We start from the raw sequence: 20374 nt of genomic DNA on the forward strand, positions 1-20374 counted from the left end.
TCACCGCCCCGGGTCCGCGTTCGAGCTTCAGTTCTAGTCAGAGGCAGAGTCCGGGACATGGGCGCCGCCACCGGCGTTCGACCGAGAAAGCTGCCAGGTGTGACGGACGATCATGACCTCCTCGTCGGTGGGGATGACGTGAACGGCGACCGTACTGTCCCGGGTCGAGATGCACCCCGGCTCCGCGGAGCGGTTCGCGGCGTCCTCCAGCGCCACCGACCACAGCGGTGCCAGGCGCTCGATGATCGCTTGACGGACTGGCGCGGCATGCTCGCCGATACCGGCGGTGAAGACGATGCCGTCGACGCCGCCCAGGCTGACCGCCATGCGCCCCATTTCCTGGGCGACGCGGTAGACGAAGAAGTCCACCGCCAGCCGCGCGCGGGGGGAATCGCTCTCCAGCAGCGTCTGCATGTCGCTGTCGAGGCCGGAAAGGCCGAGCAATCCCGAATCATGATAGAGCAGCGACTGCAGCTGCTCGCTCGAATAGCCGAGCTCATGTTCGAGATAGAGCATAAGCCCCGGATCGAGGGCGCCCGAGCGAGTGCCCATCGGCAGCCCGTCCAGCGCGGTGAAGCTCATCGTGGTATCGATGCTGTTGCCGGCTTTTAGTGCGCAGAGGCTGGCACCGTTGCCCAGATGGGCGACGATGGTCCGACCCTCGGCCAACCGTTCATCGATCTCGTGCAGTCGCCCGGCGATGTATTCGTAGGATAGCCCATGAAAGCCGAAGCGGCGGATGCCCTGCGCGAATAAGGCGTAGGGAAGGCCGGTCAGCTGGGCCACGATCGGCATCTCGAGATGAAAGCTGGTATCGAAACAGGCGACCTGCAGCGTGTCGGGCGCGAACCGGCTGACGGCGTCGATGCCTTCCAGATGATGCGGCTGATGCAAGGGGGCCATCGGGGTCAGGGCCGCGATACCTTCGCGGGTCGCCTCGTCGATGACTACCGGCCCGGCAAAACGATCGCCACCGTGAACGATGCGATGGCCGACGGCGGCCAGGGTCAGTTCGCCGAATTGCTGCTCGAGGGCCTCATGGAGCCGGGCGAAGGCGCTGTCGTGGTCCGCAAGTTCGTGATTGCCCGGTGTCTCATCGAGGAATTCGGTTCCATCGGCGAGCTCGCCGGAGAGATGCGGCGAGTCACCGATCTTCTCGACCTTCGCCTTGGCGACGAATTCAGGTGGCGCCATGTCGCCGAGGCGATAGAGCGAGAGCTTGATGCTGGAGGAACCGGCATTGAGCGCAATGATATGAGAATGCGGCGCTGCCATGAGGTCGTCCTTATTCCTTGCTGACAATCAGCAGCTGGAAATCTGCCGATGCCTGAGCGTCGGTCGGGGTTGTTCAAAGCGTGGTCCACCTTGGGCCACCCTTCAAACGAGAACGGGCCTCGATATCTCGAGGCCCGTCGTTATCGCTCCTGGCTCGCAGCGGCCGGTAGTCTCGGCTTACATCTGCTCTTTCTGAGCGCCGGAGCCTTCGCGAGCCTTGCCCAGAGAGGGTTCCTGGCCTTCGGGTTCCGGCTTCTGCCGCGTCGAGTACTCGCCTCTGCCATCCAGCGACGGACCTTGATTCCAGCGTCCCATCGGGGCGTCCTTGTCGGTCAGCGTGTTGAGATAGTAGTAGGAGTGCTCCATCGCCTCGTGAGCTTCAGGCGTGGAGTTGGGGATCGGCAGATTCTTCTCGAGGCCGCCCAGCTCCTCGATGACCGCCAACCACTGCTGCTGGTGGTAGGTATCGCGCGCGATCAAGAACGAAAGAAAGTCTTTCATGCCCTTGTCGCTGGTCCAGTTGTACAGACGCGAGGCCAGTACGCGCCCCCCGGACTCCGCGGCGACGTTGGCCATCATGTCCGCGGCGATATTGCCGGTTGCATAGACGTGGCTCATGTCGAACGGCACGCCGTTGGCATTGACCGGCATGGCGGAAAGGCCGGAAGAGAGCAGGTGACGCGGGTTGGCGCCGCCGAGAATCGCGTTGATGATCGGATCCTTGGCCGACTCTTCCTGATAGGAGACCGGCGCCCCCTCAAGATTCAAGGCGACGGCGTGGCCGAGCATCTCGATATGAGAGAGCTCCTCGGTGGCCGTGGACATCAGCAGGTCGCGAATGCGGTCATCGCCACGCGCGCCCATCGCCTGGAAGAAGTACTGCATGGCAACGCGGATTTCGCCTTCGACCCCACCGATCGCCTGCTGCAGCAGCATGGCGAACTGCGGATCGGGTTTGTCTACCTTGACCGGATACTGAAGCTTCGATGAATGTTGAAACATGGGTGTCTCCCTACCTGATTGAAGAAGTGGCTCCGTGCTCACTGAAGCTAGTTCGCTTTGGAAAAGGCGCTACTGATTCAGATTAAACAGGGCGACTATTTTGGTATTTATTTGTATCGAAGAAGGCGCTCCAAGGGCGGTAATCAACATTCGTTATAGGGAGGCTCACAACGGTAATATATAAACATTCTGTCATCTGATCGTTTTCGGACTGAGTTTTTTCTACGATCAATGCTGGCGCTGTCGTCAGGAGAAAGTGAAATCGTTAACCCAGAATAACGTTTCTGATTCCCCTCGCTTGACGGAATTGATTTATGCCTTTCGGGTTAGTAGAAGTCGACGCTGGACGCGAGGGAGTCTGAAGATCATGGGCAGCGGAACCCGCCAATCATGGAACGGATAACCAATCATGGTCAGGCGATTACGGCAATGACTAGCTGCAGTACGCTCCTGGTCTTGCTGTTTTACGCTCAGATACTCTTCCTCGATTTCCGAAGGCAGCGTCAGCCCAAGATCATCGTCAACCGTGACGGCGGGAAGGCATTTTAGGCGCATTGCGTCATTGGCAACATGAGCCAGGAAGCGATTTTCATCGAGCTTATCATCGCTATTCTGCACACTGAAAAGGGGCGTTATACCGCCAGCCTCATTGATATCGAAGAGGCTAAACGTACGGAATCTTTCCGATTGGTGGAAACCACTCGGCAGGACCGATGGCGCCGGGAAGTTTCAACCCTGCCGGGATTTTCGAAGAGATTGTCGAAAGCGTTTTGCACTCCCAAAGCATCCCCCGAAGAATTCCAATCTGGGAGATGACATCGACCTCGAGGCGATTGAGCTTCGTCTCGTCGCCGTCTATGGCAGTGAGGATGCGCCGGTTTGTCGATCCCGTCGCAAGTTCGTGAAAGAGCGTCTGGCGCGGGGTGGGGCATTGGCTACGCTGAAGACTATCGATTCGCAGGATCATCGTGGGAGCAACGGATGGCTGACCTCGAAACCTACCGCCGCAAGCGTGACTTTTCGCGCTCGCCGGAACCTCGCGGCAAACGCGGCAGGAAGCGTTCGCAGTCGAGCTTCGTGATCCACAAACATGACGCCAGTCATCTGCACTACGACCTGAGGTTGGAAGAGGACGGCGTGTTACGGAGTTGGGCCTTGCCCAAGGGGCCCAGTCTCGAGCCCGGCGAGAAACACCTGGCGGTTCAGGTCGAAGATCACCCGCTCGACTACGGCGATTTCGAAGGGGTGATCCCCGATGGCTACGGTGCCGGTACGGTGATGATCTGGGATCGTGGCGAATGGCGGGTGACCGGCAAGCACGACGACGGCCAGATCGATTTCGCGCTCGACGGCTACAAGCTCAAGGGCGCCTGGACGCTCAAGCGCATGAGTGGCCGAGGAAGCGGCGGAAAGCGAGAGGACGGTAAACAGTGGCTGATGATCAAGCGCCACGACGCCGCCGACGCCCATGTTCCCGACAGCCTGGACGACGTCAGCGTGGCTTCGAATCGGCGCATGACGGAGATCGCCGAAGGGAAGTCCCCATCCTCTTCATCGGCAGCCTCTTCATCGACAGGCTCGGCATCGAAGTCTTCTTCAAAGAACTCGTCGTCAACGAAGTTCCCATCTTCCCGATCCTCATCGTCAAAAACCTCAGCGAAAACCGAAGGCAAGCGTTCCAGTGGCCGCAAGGCTCCGGCCGTCAAGATCGATCCCGGTCAGCTCGAGGGCGCGCGCAAGGCGAGCCTCCCGGCCCGGCCTTCGGCGCAGCTGGCCACTCTGGTCGACGAGGCGCCGGCCGGCGACGACTGGTTCCACGAGATCAAGTTCGACGGCTACCGTATTCTGGCGCGGCTCGACCGCGGCAAGGTGAGCCTGCTGACGCGCAACGGTCACGACTGGCGGGACCGCTTTCCGGAGATCGCCGAGGCGATCGAAGCGCTGCCAGTGGAAAAGGCGCTGTTCGACGGCGAGGTCGTCGCGCTGAGACGCGACGGTATCAGCGACTTCCGGCGCCTGCAGGGGGCGCTGAGCGAAGAAAAGACCGCCGGGCTGGTGTATCAGATCTTCGATCTGCGCTATCTCGACGGCCTCGGGTTCGAGGGTATGGCGCTCGACGACGTCGCCCTGCGCGATCGCAAGACGCTATTGGCGCAGACCTGTGACGCGGTGAAGATCGGCAATCGTGGCCTGCTGCGCTATACCGATCATATCGAGGGCGAGGGCGGCGCATTCTTCGAACAGGCGAGCCGCCAGGGCCTGGAAGGAGTCGTTTCCAAGCGCGCCGATTCCCTCTATCGCGGACGCCGCAATCGGGACTGGCTCAAGACCAAGACCGAGCGTCAGGCCGAGTTCGTGGTCGGCGGCTACACCGATCCGCAAGGCTCGCGCAGCGGCTTCGGTTCGCTGCTCATCGGCGCCTATGACGACGACGGCAAGCTGCGCTACTGCGGTCGGGTCGGCGCCGGATTCTCCCACGCTCAGCTCGCCGAGTGGCAGCGGGAACTGGCGCGGGCGCCGCGCAAGACTTCGCCTTTCGTCGAGCGTGACATTCCCGATTTGGCCAGCAGCCACTGGGTCACGCCCAAGCGCGTGATCGACGTCAATTTCAGTGAATGGACCCACGATGGCCGCCTGCGCCATCCGCGCTTTCGCGGCCTGCGCGAGGATCGCGATCCCCAGGATATTCGGCTGAGCCAGCAACGAGCGACGGAGCCGTCCATGAGCGAGAAAGCGAGTGAATCTTCCGCCCCAAAGCGATCGATCCGGACGCAATCCAGTGGCGGCGATGTCGAGATCGAGGGCATTCGGCTGACGCATCCCGATCGGGTGCTGTTCGAGGACGAAGGCATCACCAAGCGGGCGCTGGCCGAATTCTATGCCGAGCAAGCCGAGTGGATCCTGCCCGGGCTCGCCGAGCGACCGTTGACGCTGCTGCGTTGCCCTGGCGGTGTCGGCAAGGAGTGTTTCGTCCAGAAGCATCCCAGCGACACCATGCCGGACGATCTGCCGAGCGTGGCGATCGCTGAAAAATCCGGCAAGCACGACTATCTCTATGCGCGCAGTGCCGCCGATCTGGTGGCGCTGGTGCAGATGGGAACCGTCGAATTTCACCTCTGGAACAGCCGTGTCGACGATCTCGAGCGGCCCGACCAGCTGGTGTTCGATCTCGACCCGGCACCGGACTGCAAGTGGCAGGCGGTCATCGATGTCGCCCGCGAGCTGCGCCAGACGCTTTCCGAACTCGAACTCACCGCGTTTCTGCGCACCACCGGCGGCAAGGGTCTGCACCTGGTCGTCCCGCTCAAACCGCATGCCGACTGGGAGACCGCCAAGGGGTTCGCCGAAGCCGTGTGCGAACGCTGCGCCGAGCGTCATCCCGATCAGCTGACGCTCAACATGTCCAAGCAGGCTCGCCGTGGCAAGGTGTTTCTCGACTACCTGCGCAACGGCCGCGGCGCCACGGCGGTGGCTTCCTACTCGGTCCGTGCCAGACCCGGTGCGCCGGTGGCGACGCCCATTCGCTGGGAGGATCTGGGGCCGAAACTGAGCGCCGATCAGTACACGTTGACCAACCTGCCCCGCCGGCTGTCGTCAATGAAACAGGACCCGTGGGCGGGCTTCGACGACGCCCGCCAGCGACTGACCAAGAAGCGCTGCCGCGATGCCGGAATGGAAATCTGAAGGGCTGAGGGGATGTTGATCAGAATGTTCGAGGGGGAGAGAGCGGTGAGGAGAACAGAAAAATGAGCGCTCGCGCGGTCTGGAAAGGTGTCATCGGTTTTGGCGAAGAGCGAGTGCCGGTCAAGCTCTATACGGCGGTCAGCGACCGCAACGTCCATTTTCGCCTGCTCGACCGGCGCCGGCAGCGCCCCGTGCATCAGGCGATGATCGAGCCCCAGAGCGGCAAGACCGTATCGCTCGACGACCGGCACAAGGCCGTCATCGACAAGCAGGATCGCATCCTGTTCGACACCGAGGAGCTCGACGAACTGGCGCCGGCGCCCTCGCGGGATATCGAGGTGATGCACTTTCTACCGGCAGGCGCGATCGATAACCAGTGGTATCAGCGCCCCTACTTTCTCGGGCCGGATGGCGACGACGACACGTTCGACGCTTTCGCCGCCGCACTCGCCAGCAGTGGGCGGGAAGGCCTGGTTCACTGGGTGATGCGGCACAAGGCCTATGTCGGTGCGCTGCGTGATTACGACGGCCATCCGGTGCTGATCACCTTGCGCCATCTCGACGAGGTCGTCGATGCCGATGCCCTCGAGCCGCCCGGCGGTGACAAGCTGAACGCCGGCGAAGTGAAGATGGCGACCGATCTGGTCGAGATGTACGCCGCCGACTTCGAGCCGGAAACCTATCAGGACGAATATCGTCAGCGGCTGGAAGCGCTGGTGGAGGCCAAACGCAGCGGCAAGCGAGTCAAGGTTAAGCGTCGCCGTCGGCAGGATCCGTCCGACGATATCGCCTCGTCGCTCAAGGCCAGCCTGGCCCAGGAGCGCAAACGTGCCTAAGTCGAAGACGACAAAGTCGAAAACATCGAAGCCGGAAACCTCGAAGCCGGACAAGCAGCACCATCACGACAGCGGCTTCCGCGGGCCGCGCCCATTCTGGTCCGGCACCATCGCCTTCGGGCTGGTCAGTCTCCCTGTGGGGCTCTACCCCGCCCAACACGCGCGAGACATCACGCTGAAAGAGGTCGACGACCAGGGCAGGCCGCTGTCCCGACGCTTCTTCAGCGAGACCGGGCGCAAGCCGCTCAAGTCGAGCGAGCTGGCACGCGGCATCGAGGTCGAAGAGGACCGCTACGTGGTCGTCGAAGACCAAGAGATCGAGGACGCCACGCTCGAACATCGGCGCGAGATCGAACTGAGCCGGTTCGTCTCGCTGGACGAGCTCGACCCGCTCTATTTTCGACGCGCCTATTTTCTGGTGCCGGATTCCCGTTCGAATCGCGGCAGCGGCGCACTCAAGCCTTATCGGCTGCTGGCGGCGGCGATGGAAAATGCCGGGCGCGCGGGTATCGCCACGCTGGTGATGCGCGGGCGCGAGGTGCTGGTGGCGATCATCGCCGAAAACGGCATCCTGCGTGCCGAGGCGCTGCGCGTCCACGACGAGCTGCGCACGCCGCAGAGCATCGGACTGGAACCGCCGGGTGAACCGGATGCCAAACGTGCGGCAGATTCACCAGGCGATGGACAAACTCAACGCCAAGCATTTCGACCCCGACGAGTTGATCGACCCGCACATCGAAGCGCTCAAGAAACGAGTACGCCAGAAGCGTCGGCGTCGTCAGGACATCGCGCCGATCGAATCGACCCGCGCCCAGGCAGGGAACGAGGGCGACGAAAACGAAGAGGGCGCCGAAGTCATCGATCTGATGCAGGTGCTCAAGCGCAGCCTCAAGCGGGGTCGGGTCGAACCGGAGGGGAAGAAAACCGACGAGGGAAAAGGTGGTAAAGCCGCTGCCAAGACTGCTGGATCTAAAACGTCTGCCAAGTCCGGAGCGTCTGCCAAGGCCGGGACGACTGCCAAATCCTCCAAGGCGACGAAGTCAGCCAAGGCCGGCAAATCCGATCTTTCCCGGCTTTCCCGTGAGGCGCTCTACGAGCTGGCGCAGCAGCGCAAGATTGAAGGGCGCAGCGGCATGAACAAGGTGCAGCTGATCGAGGCGTTAGGCCATCGTAGCTGAAACCCGGTGCAGAGTGGCCTCATCCGGCGCTTGGGGCTCTTTACGGCAGCCCCGCAACTGCCTCTACGACTTTGCCGAGGGCATTCGGGGTCGTCGAAATCTTGTACGTCCTGGTTTTTTTGTAGGATAAAAGTACGATTAAATTCATACCGTCCTCGATTTGAGAACCGCAGTTCTGTAGAGATTTTTCCTGACGGAACGGAAGGCGAGTTCTTTGGTAACCATCTGATATAGAATATTTTTCATAACGAATTTCTAGTGGGGGATATGAGGAGTTACTGCACCCATAGGAAAAGTTTTACGCCAAGATAGCTAAATAAAATTAAGCTTTGTTGTACGTCTGCCGATAGAGCGTCTCGCGGCATGAAGTGAATTTCCCCCCGGAGAACTTCCCGTCTGCCGAGACCAGTTCCATTCGCCCGAGGCTTGAGCCAAGGGCACCTATCGGGGCTTTGCCATGCTGTTACTGAATCGAAGCGTGAAACTCCGCCTGGCCGCGAGCCTGGGCGCCTGTATTGCCATGCTGTTCACCGTCGGAGTCGTCGGGCTGTTCAGCCTGGGGCAGACCAACGCCGCTCTCGGAAAGACTTATGAAGGGAACGTGCTGACCCTGGAGGATCTCAGCCACATCGATCGCGCTCTGCTCAGCAACCGGGTCAAGATCACCGCGGAGCAGCGGGATCGCAATCCCGAGTCCGCACGGACGACGCAGCAGGAGATCGCGGAGAACGATGCCATCATCGATGCCGCCTGGAGCGACTATTACCCGCAACGCATCGGCGGCCCCCAGGAGCGCGAGATGGCGGACGCCTTCATCACGGCGCTGGCCGACTTGCGAGTGACCATCGCCGAGCTCAACACGGCGATGATCGGCAATGACTTCGACCGAGCCCGAGTCATCGCGACGACCACGCTGCGCGCGCAATATCCCGAGACGCTCGGCGCCATTCAAACCCTGATCGAACGCAACGGTGCCCAGGCTGCCGAGGCGTTCGCGGGCGCTGTCAGCGAATACGAATGGAGTCGCAATGCCATTGTCGGGATCATGCTCGTATCGCTGGTCATAGGAACGTTGATAGCGCTATGGCTGATCCGCGGCATCATGACGCCGCTGGGGAAAGCCCAGGCATTCGCCAACGCCATGGCCGCCGGGAAGCTCAACACCCCGATCAATATCACCTGTAAGGATGAGTTCGGTGCGATGCTGCGCTCGCTTCAGGCCATGGAAGTCCAGGTTTCCCGCGTCGTCATGAGCGTGCGTGACAATGCCGAATCGGTCAGCATTGCGGCGGACGAAATTGCCCAGGGCACCGACGATCTCAGTCGTCGGACCCAGGAGCAGGCCGCCAGCCTCGAACAGACGGCGGCCTCGATGGACGAGATCACCTCGACCGTGCGCCAGAACGCGGAAAACGCCGCCGAAGCCGATAAGCTCGTCCACGATGTCAGCCATCGGGCCAGCGCCGGAGGCGAAGTGGCGGGGCAGGCGGTCAAGGCGATGGAAGGCATCAACACGTCGAGTCGCAAGATCGCCGGCATCGTCGGATTGATCGACCAGATCGCCTTCCAGACCAACCTGCTGGCGCTGAATGCCTCGGTGGAAGCTGCCCGCGCCGGTGAGCAGGGTCGCGGGTTTGCCGTGGTGGCCAACGAGGTGCGCAATCTCGCCGGACGCAGCGCCGATGCCGCCAAGGAGATCAAGCACCTGGTGGAGGAGAGTATCGGTCAGGTGGGTACCGGCACCGAACTGGTCAACCGAGCGGGTCAAGCGCTGGAAGAGATCGTCGACGGTGTCGAGCGGGTGACTATTCTGGTGGGCGAAATCGCGGTCGCCAGCCGCGAGCAGTCTCAGGGTATCGATCAGGTCAACACTGCGGTATCCCAGATGGATGGCGTGACCCAGCAGAACGCCAGCCTGGTGGAAGAATCCAGCGCCGCCGGCCGGTCACTGCAGGGCCAGGCCGCCAGCCTGCTGAAAGAGGTCTCGTTCTTCAAAGGCGCCGCCTCTGCTGGCGACGCCGCCCGGCCCGCTCCGGCTGCAGCCACGCCAACGGCGGCCAGTCGAGACACGCCCCGGCCGGCATCGCTGAAACGGCCGGCCCTCAAGTCGCCGGCCCGTGAGGAAGCGGCCGAGGAGTGGAGTTCGTTCTGATGGCTCGGGGTATCGGCCCGCAAACCGGGGTCGAAATACCGCTAGCCTCACGCCTTCGAGGTTCGACACGCGCCCGATACAGGGCGCATTTTGTCAGGTCGACTCCCGTTGGGCGAGATGGATGACCAGCACGTGCGGCTGGCCGTCTAGCGTCAGCCGCGCCTCGGTGGCGCTGTCCTCCAGCGGTTCGTCATCGAGCGTCGCCCCGGCCGGTTGCCCCTCCGAGGCGCGTTCGACCCGGATCAGGCAGGCGCTGCCCTCGAGATTGACGGTGGCCGAGAAGCCCGGCCAGGAATCGGGAATGCAGGGTGCGACGATCAGTTGAAGCCCTTCGCGACGAATCCCCAGGATGCCGCCCACCCCGGCCTGATACATCCAGCCGGCAGAGCCGGTGTACCAGGTCCAGCCGCCGCGTCCGACGTGAGGCGCCTCGGAGTAGACATCCGCAGCGATGACGTAGGGCTCGACGCGGTAGCGCTGGACGGCTTCCGGCGTCAGGGCGTGGTTGATCGGATTGAGCAGCGAGAACAGCGCGTAGGCTTTGTCCGCTTGCCCCAGCTTGGCGAAGGCGAGGATCGACCACATCGCGGCGTGGGTATACTGCCCGCCGTTCTCGCGCAGCCCCGGCGGATACCCCTTGATGTAACCAGGCTCCAGCGCAGTCTTGTCGAACGCCGGGGTGAACAGCAGCGCCAGCCGTTTCTCGGGCAGGATCAGATGGCGTTCCACCGACGCCATGGCCTGCGCGGCGCGGTCGGGATCGGCACCTTCCGAGAGCACGGCCCAGGACTGGGCGATGGCATCGATGCGGCAGGCGTCGTTGTCGTGGGTGCCCAGCCACTGGCCATCGTCGAAGGTGGCGCGACGATACCACTCGCCATCCCAGGCCTCGTTTTCCAGCGCCAGCCGTAGCGTTTCGGCGCGTTCCCGCCAGCGTGCGGCGAGGGCCCGGTCTTCCGGGGCAACGCGAGCCTCGGCCAGCGGCGCGAACAGCGCAAGCGTACGCAGCAACAGCCAGCCCAGCCATACGCTCTCGCCGCGACCCGCCTCGCCGACGCGATTGAAGCCGTCGTTCCAGTCACCGGTGCCGATCAGTGGCAGGCCATGCTCGCCGAACTGTTCGAGGGCCTGATCCAGGGCGCGGGCGCAGTGCTCGAACAGCGACGCCGCCTCGTCGGCCACCAGCGGCTGGGCGAAATCGTCGTGGGCCTCGGGGGCGAGCGGGGCGCCTTCCAGGAAGCCGACGCGTTCGTCCAGCACGGCGGTATCGTCCGTCGCCCGAATGTAAGTCGCGGCGGCAAATGCGAGCCACACCCGGTCATCGGAGATCCGGGTACGAACGCCCTGGCCGGAATGCGGCAGCCACCAGTGCTGGACATCGCCTTCGACGAACTGGCGGCCGGCGGCACGCAGCAGATGGTGGCGGGCCAGCGCCGGCATGGCGAAGGTGAGCGCCATGCCATCCTGCAACTGATCGCGGAAACCGTAGGCGCCGCTGGCCTGGTAGAACGCCGAGCGGGCCACGACTCGGCAGGCCAGCGTCTGATACATCAACCAGCCATTGAGCATCAGGTCCATGGCCGGGTCTGGCGTGCTGACCTGGAGCGTGCCATGCAGGGCCTGCCAGTAGGCTTCGACCTCGTCCAGCTTGGCGTCGAGATCGCTGTGCCGATAGCGCTCGATCAGCTCGCGTGCCGCTTCGTCACTATCGGCCTGGCCCATGAATGCCACGACTTCGACTGACTCGCCGCGGGCGAGGGTCAGCGTGCATTGCTGTACCGTGCAGGGATCGTATCCGGCACCGACGCTGGCCGCCAGCGGGCGCTGTTCGGTCAGCGCTTCGGGGTCGGCCAGCGAACCCTCACCCAGAAATTCGCGACGATCGGCGGTCCAACCGCTCTGGTGTCCGTCCAGGTCGACGAATCCGACACGTCCGGGGAAGGCCTGGTTCCAGGGGTTGCGCATCAACAGTGCCCCAGTGGCGGTATCATGTTCCGACACCAGAAAGGGCGCGGTCCGGGCCCGCGACGTGCCCATCACCCAGGCGGTGTAGGCGGTCACGATCAGTCGGCGTGGCCTGGCGGTACGGTTTTCCAGTGTCAGCCGCGAGATCTTGATCGAATCGTTCAGCGGGACATACTGCAACAGCGCCATCGAGAGCTCGGCGGTGTCGTGCTCGAAGCGGGTATAGCCGAAACCGTGGCGCGCGACGTGACGGACCGGATGCCCGGCCTCGCGCCGATGGGAACCGTTAGAGTCAAAGTCGGAACCGGAACCGGAACCGGAACCGGAACCGGGATTGGCGGTGACGGTGGTCAGCTCGCCGCTGTCGGCGTCCTGCACGTAGATCACTTCGCCGGGTAGATCGCTGACCGGATCGTTGGACCACGGGGTCAACTGGTTCTCGCGGCTGTTGTCGGCCCAGGTGTAGCCGCCGCCTTCCGCCGAGACCTGGAACCCGAATCCGGCATTGGCGATCACGTTGATCCACGGCTGCGGCGTGGTCGCGCCGTCGTCCAGCACGCAGACATATTCGCGGCCGTCATGGTCGAAGCCGCCGGAGCCATTGAAGAACGTCAGATCTCCCAGCGGTGGGCGCGAGGAAGGGGCCACTGCCGGGCGCCGATAAGGCGCCTGCGCCTCGCTCTTGCCCTGTTGGCTGGCGAGATCCTGTTCAGTGATACCCGATCGAGCCCGGGGCCCGACACTGGCGTCGTGCCGAATGGTCGGCGCTGCCAGCAGCGCATCCAGCAGCGCATCCAGCTGGGCGGGAAGCGCACCCTTGCGGGCCGTCAGCACGACCCGGGCCACGGCCAGCAGCAGTTCGTGGCTGGCCAGACTCAGCTGGTTGGCGCGCAAGGTATAGACCGAGCCCAGCGCCAGATTGCCCTCGATATGCGTGGGCGGGCGGTTGGAGCGAACGGCCGTTTCGATCGCATCCTGCAGCTCCTGCAGATAGGAGTGGGCGCGATCGTTGATGATCACCAGATCGACGCCCAGGCCTTTGGCACGCCAGTACTCGTGAGCGCGCAGCAGCCGCTTGAGCCAGGCGATATCCTCGAGGTCGCCAAGGCGCAGCAGCACGATCGGCAGGTCGCCGGAGATGCCCATCGGCCACAGGTTGGACTGTATCGACAGGCCACGCTTCAGCGTCTGGGACGGTGGGCGGAAGCGGGCATCGCTGTAGAGGATCGGCGCCGCCAGGCGCTGGAAATCCGCGGCTTCTTCTAGGTCGATGTCGAGATGGCGCAGCTGCACCTGGGCCTGGGTCCAAGCCAGGGTCCGGGCGCGCTCGAAGGCGCTGATGTCGTGATGCTTGTCGATCAGGGCCAGCAGCGTGTCGCGACTCTCGGCGACCACCGTCCAGAAATCGATGTGGCCGGCGTGACCCGGGGCGATCTTCAGGGTGTAACGCAGCGAGAACACCGGATCCAGTACCACGCCGGTGGTATTCGACAGCGGCTGGTGACCGAGCGCACTGGCATTGCCGAGTTGACGCCCCCGACCCAGAAAGCGGGCCCGGTCCGTCTCGTACTGCGGCTCACCCACGCACTCACCCTTGACCACCGCGAAATGGGCCGCCCAGATCGGCGCTTCCTGGGCCGCGCGCCGACGCCGTGTCGCGGTCAATGCGGTGTACTCGGGGACGAAATCCGTCTCGACGAACAGTTTGGCGAACGCCGGGTGGGCATCGTCGGTGGGCGGCTGGGTGAGCACGAGCTCGGCGTAGGACATCACGTCGATCGTGATGGCATGGCGGCCGCCGTTGGTCACCGAGACGCGACGCACTTCGCCATCGTCTTCGCCGGAGACCAGCACCTCGAGCACGGTGGTGAGATCACCGTCGCGACGGGTAAAGCGCGCATGATCCTCGGCGAATACTACCTCCCGGTAATCGGCCGGGCCCTTGATCGGATGCGCGCCGGCGGACCAGCAGGCGTCGCTATCGTGCTCGCGCAGCAGGATGAAACTTCCCCATTCATCGCAGGTGGCGTCTTCGCGCCAGCGCGTTATCGCCTGCTGCTGCCAGCGGCTGTAACCGGCGCCGGCGGCGGTCAGCATCACGCTGTAGCGGCCGTTGGACAACAGGTGCGTGACCGGCTGCGAGGTCGGCTCTCCTTCGAGTCGACGTACGGCCGCCGCCGGTGCGACGGTGCTCGAGGGCGCGGCATGATCGGCGTCGTTGGGCGAGGGCAGCGTTGCCACTTCCCGCGGCAGGCGCTCCTGCAGCAGGAGCTCGCTGGCCTGAATCATCGGTTCGCTGTGGAAGTGGCTGCGCAGCCGTCCTTCCAGCAGGGCATTGGCGATGGCCGCGATCGTCATCCCCTGATGGTGAGCCATGACGTTGCGGACGATGACGAAGCTCTTGTCGACGGGCAGGCGCGTGAGGGTGAAGTCGATCGCTTCGAAGAACCCGAAGTGGCTTTCGGCTTCCATCGCCCTGAGCCGAGCGAAGTTCTCCAGCGCGGCCTGGGGCGCGACCATGGTGGCCAGCGCCGTGGCGTAGGGCGCGATAACGAGGTTGTCGCCCAGGCCACGCTTGAGGCCCAGTTCCGGCACGCCGAAGTTGGAATACTGATAGGTGAAGTCGATATCCCGCGCGTTGTAGGCGGATTCCGAGACACCCCAGGGAATATCGTGGGGCTTGGCGTACTGGCGCTGGCTGGCCACGACCAGGCGGTTGGTCTGCTCGAGCAGACTGCCCAGTGGCGCACGCATCACCAGCGATGGCATCAGATATTCGAACATCGATCCCGACCACGAGATCAGCGCGACGCCTTCCTTCAACGGCGTCACCGCGCGGCCCAGGCGGAACCAGTGGCGGGTGGGCAGATCGCCTTTGGCAATCGCCACCAGACTCGCCAGACGTGCCTCGGAGGCGAGCAGGTCGTAGCAGCCGTCGTCCAGCCGATCCTCTCGCGGCGCGTAGCCGATCGACATCAGCTTGCGTTCGGTCACCAGCAGAAAGCGAAAATCCATCGCCAGGGCCAGTTGGCGCGACTGGTCGGCCAGCGCGCGAAGCCGTTGGCGCAGGCTCATGGGAGGCGCCGAGCCGTCTGACGTCGGATCGCCGGCTTCCAGCGGCGCGCGAGACAGCGCCGCTTCAAAAGGCGCCGTTCGAGAAACCGGCTCGGTATCCTCGGCGTCGCGGCGATGCTCGTCGAGACACTGCTGCAGAATCAGCAGCCAGCGCTGCGGCGATACTTCTCCGGTCGCCGCATCGACGACGCCCGATGTCGCCAGCGTCTGTGTGGCGAGCAGACCCTGACAGGTGTCGATCGACTGACGCAGCAAGTCGCAGTACTCGATACCGTAGGCGGTCGCTTCGAGATGGGGCGCGAGCGTTTCCAGCTCGTTCAGCAGCGCCGTTCGTGTCTCCTCGTCCAGCCGTTGGGTGGCGGCGATATCCTCGCGGCACAGCAGCAGGGTGTCGCTCAGCCCCTCGCGGGGATCGACGACATGGGGGTGCGCGATCCATGCTTCGCAGGCGCAGGCCAGGGTGATCAGGTGGCCTGCCAGATTGCCGCTGTCCACCGTGGAGACGTAGAGCGGCTCGAGCGGCTCGAGAGACCGGGTGTCGTACCAGTTGTAGAAATGGCCCTTGCAGCGCTCCATCGCGTGGAGCGTCGCCAGGGTCTCTTCCAGGCGTTCCACCGCGCGATGGGTGCCGATCCAGGCAAAATCCCGCGCCGCGATGCACGCCAGTAGATAGAGCCCGATATTGGTCGGCGAGGTACGCTCGGCGATGACCGGCTTGGGATCCAGTTGGAAGTTGTCCGGCGGCAGCGCGTGAGAGGCGGGCGTCACGAACGTATCGAAGAACTGCCAGGTACGCCGGGCGATGCGGCGTAGCGCCTGAGCCTGGGGCGGTGCCAGGCTTAGATTGTCGGTGGTATCGGTTGGGGCCCGGCTGGTCCACAGCGCGATCAGCGGTGCCACCAGCCACAGCACCAGCAGGGGCAGGACAAGGGCCCACGCCGGTGGCTCGATGACCGCCAGGATCAGCGCCAGGGCCAGGCTCAGCAGGGTGCCGCCGGCCATCTCTCGACCGAAGCCGGCAACCCCCAGACGTTCGCCTCCGGCCAGCTGGGAGGCCGTGGTCCACTCTAGTAGATGGCGGTGGGAAACGTAGACGCGATACAAGGTGCGAACGATGGCATCGCTCATCTGCCAGGCCTGATCCGCCAGCAGGGTCAGGCTCAGCAGGCAGCGTCCCGTCTCGGTACGCAGGTCCCGACCAAGCGTTCGCCAGTGATGGCGCCAGTTACCGTCGCGGCGATGGGGTTTGAGTGCAAATACAATAGGGATCAGCGCCGGAATGATCAGGCACGCCAGGGTCAGACCCATGGCGGCCAGCGCGGCGGTCAGCGGTAGCCAGGCGCAGATCATGAGCGCCCCGAACAGGCTCGGGGCCAGCAGCGATCGGCGCAGGTTATCGGCGATCTTCCAGCAGCCCACCGCGGTCAGTGCCTGACGATCGGCGCGACGACCCCAGAACCAGGGCAGCAGCTGCCAGTCCCCACGCGTCCATCGATGCTGGCGTCTGGCCGCCACGTCGTAACGTTCGGGGTACGCTTCGACGACCTCGACGTCGGAAGCCAGCCCGGCGCGCGCGAAGATGCCCTCCAGCAGGTCGTGGCTGAGCAGACTGTTCTCGGGGATACGACCGCAGAGCGCTCGCTCGTAGGCATCCACGGCGTAGATGCCTTTACCCGCGAACGAACCCTCGCCGAATAGATCCTGATAGAGATCCGATACCGCGGCGGTGTAGACATCCATGCCGCCCGGCGCCGAAAACAGCCGCTGATAGCGCGAGCCCTGGCGGCCGATGGGCAACGAGGGCGTGACTCGAGGCTGAAGAATGGCATGGCCACGGACGACCCTGTCGCTGTCACCGAACACCGGCTGGTTGAGCGGGTGCGCCATCTTGCCGACCAGCCGGGCGATCGTGTCTCGTGGCAGCTGTGTATCGCTGTCCAGCGTGACCACGTAGCGCACCTCGGAGGGCACCCAGGGCGCGTAACCATCGACGGACACGTAGGAGGTGTCGTCGGCACCGCGCAGCAGACGGTTGAGCTCGGTCAGCTTGCCGCGCTTGCGCTCCCAGCCCATCCAGCAGCCTTCGCTGGCATTGTAGAGTCGGCGCCGATAGAGCAGCAGAAATCGCGGGCCGGTAGGGGCGGGGCCGTGGCGCTGATTGAGCTGCGCCATGGCTTCGACGGCGATACTCAGCAAGGTATCGTCACCCGGCAACTCGGCAGTGTCGGCGTCGCGACCGTCCAGCAGCAGGGCAAAAGTCAGATCCCCCCCGTTACCGCAGAGATAATGCACCTCCAGGCGCTCGATCAGCTCGCGCAGGGCAACCGCCTCGGTCAGCATGGCGGGTATCGCGACCAACGTCCTCAGCGTGGGCGGAACGCCTTCCTCGAGCGCCAGCCCGGGTAACGCCTCGCCGCCGACGCCTTCGCCCAGCGCGCGATTGGCCAGCGCCGTTGCCACTTCGTAGGCGGGCAGGAAGATCAGCAGTAACCAGGGCAGTTGCCAGACGAACGGCAGGTCGACCACATTCAATGTCCAGACTGCCAACCCCATCAACAGCACCGTGATTAGCCCGGTGGCGCAGGCATAACCGGCTAGACCCAGTTTCAGCACGCCACGACGAACCTGCAGCGCCAGGGGCGGGCGGAAGCCGAGCGATCGTTCCAGTTCGCGGCGGCCATCGGCAATCAGGTAATAGCCTGGATCGGCAAGCCGCTCTGCTTCGGCCGGCTGGCAGTCCGCGGGCGGGGCCGCTCGTGCCGCGGAAAGTGCCTGTTCGGTCACGTAAAGCTCTTCCCGGTGCGAACCCCGCGCCAGCTGTTCGATGGCGTTGCGGTAGCGGTCCCGGGTGGCGAAATCCATCTCCGCGAAGCGACTGTTCGCGCGTAGCTGCTGGTCGACCAGGCTGACCTGTTCGACCTGGGTCGCCCAGTCGAAATCGGCGATATGCCGCAGACTGGTGATCACGTTGCGCACGCTGACGTTGGAGGCGCCCTGGCGTTGATGGGCGTTTTGCACCACCGCAGCGATCGATATCTCCTGGCGGCTGAATTGCTGCTCCAGCCACGCCAGGGCCGGCGTCTTGCCGGGGTCCTGATCGCGGAGGCGCTTGGCCATCTGGGCATAGCAATGGGCGGCAAAGGGATCGTCGATGTCCAGATCGGCGTAGGCCCGCAGCGGTTCGCTGCCGGCGCCGGGGAGCAGCAGGCGTTCGCACAGGGCATCGGCCTCGGCACGGGCATCCCGAGCATGCATGATCTGGTCGGAGAGCCGGCGCAGGTTTTCCACAAGCACCAGCCGCAGACTGATCGCGATCGCCCACAGCTCGCCGATGGTCAACGGTTCGACGCGCTGGTAGGCGGTGATGAATCGGGTCAACGTGATCGGGTCGAAGTGGCTGTCGGTATGCGCGACGTAGGCCCAGGTCAGCCCGAAGACTCGGGGGTAACCGGCAAAAGGGCCATCGGCGAGTTTCGGCAGCTGACGGTAATATCCGGGCGGTAGATCTTCGACGATGTCGCTGACATGTTTTTCGACATGATGATAGTGATCGAGCAACCACTCCGCGGCGGGCACGATGCTGTGGCGATTGGCGACTTCGTCGACGATGCTGCGATAAGCGATCCGCAGCGCCACCGTGTTCTCCTGCAGGCGCTGATTCAGCGGTTGGACGCGGGGGGGATGCAGGGTGATGGGCTGCGCCAGAGCCAGGCTCTGGGCGTGCTGCTCGAGCCGTTCGGGGCCGAACAGCTCTTCGCGTACGGGCGTTCGAGTGTTCCACGGCGGCGTGACTTCTTCGCGGCCGCTGCGCCACCGCCACCGGGCCTTCACTTGACACCCCCAGAGGAGCAGCGATATCGGATGATCGGTGACATGACGCATCGATGCATTGGTAATCTCCAGCCGCCGGGCGAGTAAAATCACTGCTCGCGCCGAGGCGTTGAACTCCATGCCATGGTCAAAAACGAAACACGCCCGCTGGCGATAGGCGGTGCCACTCGAAAATTCGTCGAGTGTCGAGGTAATAAGCGCCATGAACTTCCGTCACGGCGTGCTACAAAAAATGGGGGCGTCGCGGGATGTGTCGACCGGATCATGATGACCGGTGCGCGTCTGGCGAGGTCCGTGCGAATCGTCGATCGGGTTGCTGACCTGATTCGTCAACCTGGTTCGTTAATCTGGTTCGACAACCTGATTCGACCACCTGGTTAGACAGCCTTGATCGTCAACTCGATAGTTAACCCGAGTATGAGCGCAGGCCGGCAAATTAGCGAATGCTCGACGATACCGGAATCGGGTCGGGGACAGGGCTGGGAATCGAGTAGGCGATCGCGCTGGATGACGTCTTCAGGCCAGGCGGCGAAGCGAGGGGAAAGGCGACGACCGCGGCAAGAATTGCAGGCGAAAAACATCCCTTGTCAAGGCATTGCCGCCCGCCGTTCCCGTTAGACTGCCCGCAGTTTCGTTTCCTGCGGAACGCACTTGGCCCCGACACTGTCGGGGCCTTTTTTTGGGGAAGCTGAAAATTGAAGCGGAGAATCCAAAGCCGGGAGGCGCCAGTCGGAAGTCGAAGCGCGGGAGACTCCCGCCATGCCGGGCCGAGATCCGCTCAGGAGCGGAGCCACGCGTAAAGCAATTTGTAGAAACTGGTCTCGTCGAGCTCGGTGTATTTCGACAGGTCGCGTTTCTGCCCGAACTGCAGGTCGGTGAAGTAGTACTTGTCCTCGGACTCGATGATCTCCTTGATGTCATCTTCGTCCGAAGAGGCATACAACAGGATCCGATTGCCATGGAGGTACTGCTCCTCCGGCTCGACGTGCAGCTTGCAGCTACCGAACGTGATCGTCAGTACCTGAAGCGTGATCTCGAACGTCTCATCATACTTCTCGAGCGAATGATGGGCTTCGCCACGATGGATCTCGATGTCGTCGAGATCGAGATCCTCGACCCACGCTTCCACGCGGCTCTGCAATTCGCGCAGGTTGGCCTCGCTCGCGTGCAGGGCCTTTTTGAAGTCGGCCAGACGCTCCTGACACGCGTGGGCTTCGTCCCTGATGTACTCTTTCAACTGCGCGATCTCAACCATATAGCTCTCCTTGCTCGCCGTAGCCCCGAGTTCATGGCCGCTCCATGTACCTGATGGCTTCCCGCACTGATCCAGCCGGTTCCCGCTAAGCGTAGTTGTTGATCAATAAAAAACCGCCCAT

10 protein-coding genes are annotated in these 20374 nt (G+C 63.5%); 6 read left to right on the top strand and 4 right to left on the bottom strand.

From position 1 onward, the window contains the following. Positions 1-33: 33 nt before the first annotated feature. Together BTW08_RS14420 and BTW08_RS14425 are read right to left on the bottom strand one after the other, a co-directional pair. Positions 34-1275, bottom strand: a complete 1242-nt coding sequence (locus BTW08_RS14420) for an acetate/propionate family kinase (RefSeq protein ID WP_075563230.1) — start codon at positions 1273-1275, stop codon at positions 34-36. Positions 1276-1452: 177 nt separating this feature from the next. Further along, positions 1453-2277 (bottom strand): manganese catalase family protein, encoded by an 825-nt coding sequence (locus BTW08_RS14425; protein WP_075563231.1) that lies wholly within the window; start codon positions 2275-2277, stop codon positions 1453-1455. A 570-nt stretch (positions 2278-2847) separates the two neighbouring features. Between BTW08_RS14425 and BTW08_RS19240 the strand changes: the two genes are divergently transcribed. The 6 genes from BTW08_RS19240 (at position 2848) to BTW08_RS14450 (ending at position 10127) form a co-directional block, all read left to right on the top strand. Further along, entirely contained in the window at positions 2848-3093 is a 246-nt protein-coding gene (locus tag BTW08_RS19240; RefSeq protein ID WP_210403254.1) for a hypothetical protein, read from the top strand. A gap of 165 nt (positions 3094-3258) precedes the next feature. Beyond that, positions 3259-5961 (top strand): DNA ligase D, encoded by a 2703-nt coding sequence (ligD, locus tag BTW08_RS14435; RefSeq protein WP_075563233.1) that lies wholly within the window; start codon positions 3259-3261, stop codon positions 5959-5961. Between the two features lie 62 nt (positions 5962-6023). Further along, on the top strand, positions 6024-6797 hold the full coding sequence (locus tag BTW08_RS14440) for a Ku protein (protein WP_075563234.1): 774 nt from the start codon (positions 6024-6026) through the stop codon (positions 6795-6797). Further along, a complete protein-coding gene (locus BTW08_RS14445; protein ID WP_075563235.1) occupies positions 6790-7743 on the top strand; it encodes a Ku protein in 954 nt (317 codons plus the stop codon). The genes BTW08_RS14440 and BTW08_RS14445 overlap by 8 nt, the downstream gene beginning before the upstream one ends. After that, positions 7664-7975: a Rho termination factor N-terminal domain-containing protein gene (locus BTW08_RS19150; RefSeq protein ID WP_168170665.1), complete on the top strand. Its 312-nt coding sequence runs from the start codon at positions 7664-7666 to the stop codon at positions 7973-7975. The genes BTW08_RS14445 and BTW08_RS19150 overlap by 80 nt, the downstream gene beginning before the upstream one ends. Before the next feature lie 478 nt (positions 7976-8453). Continuing rightward, on the top strand, positions 8454-10127 hold the full coding sequence (locus tag BTW08_RS14450) for a methyl-accepting chemotaxis protein (protein ID WP_246837759.1): 1674 nt from the start codon (positions 8454-8456) through the stop codon (positions 10125-10127). A 93-nt stretch (positions 10128-10220) separates the two neighbouring features. Here BTW08_RS14450 and BTW08_RS14455 read toward each other — a convergent pair whose 3' ends face one another. Both BTW08_RS14455 and BTW08_RS14460 read right to left on the bottom strand, forming a co-directional pair. Next, on the bottom strand, positions 10221-19202 hold the full coding sequence (locus BTW08_RS14455; RefSeq protein WP_246837760.1) for a glucoamylase family protein: 8982 nt from the start codon (positions 19200-19202) through the stop codon (positions 10221-10223). A gap of 574 nt (positions 19203-19776) precedes the next feature. After that, positions 19777-20253 (bottom strand): hypothetical protein, encoded by a 477-nt coding sequence (locus tag BTW08_RS14460; RefSeq protein ID WP_075563237.1) that lies wholly within the window; start codon positions 20251-20253, stop codon positions 19777-19779. Between the last annotated feature and the right edge of the window lie 121 nt (positions 20254-20374).

The sequence above is a fragment of the Salinicola sp. MH3R3-1 genome (assembly GCF_001937155.1).
Taxonomy (GTDB): domain Bacteria; phylum Pseudomonadota; class Gammaproteobacteria; order Pseudomonadales; family Halomonadaceae; genus Salinicola; species Salinicola halophyticus.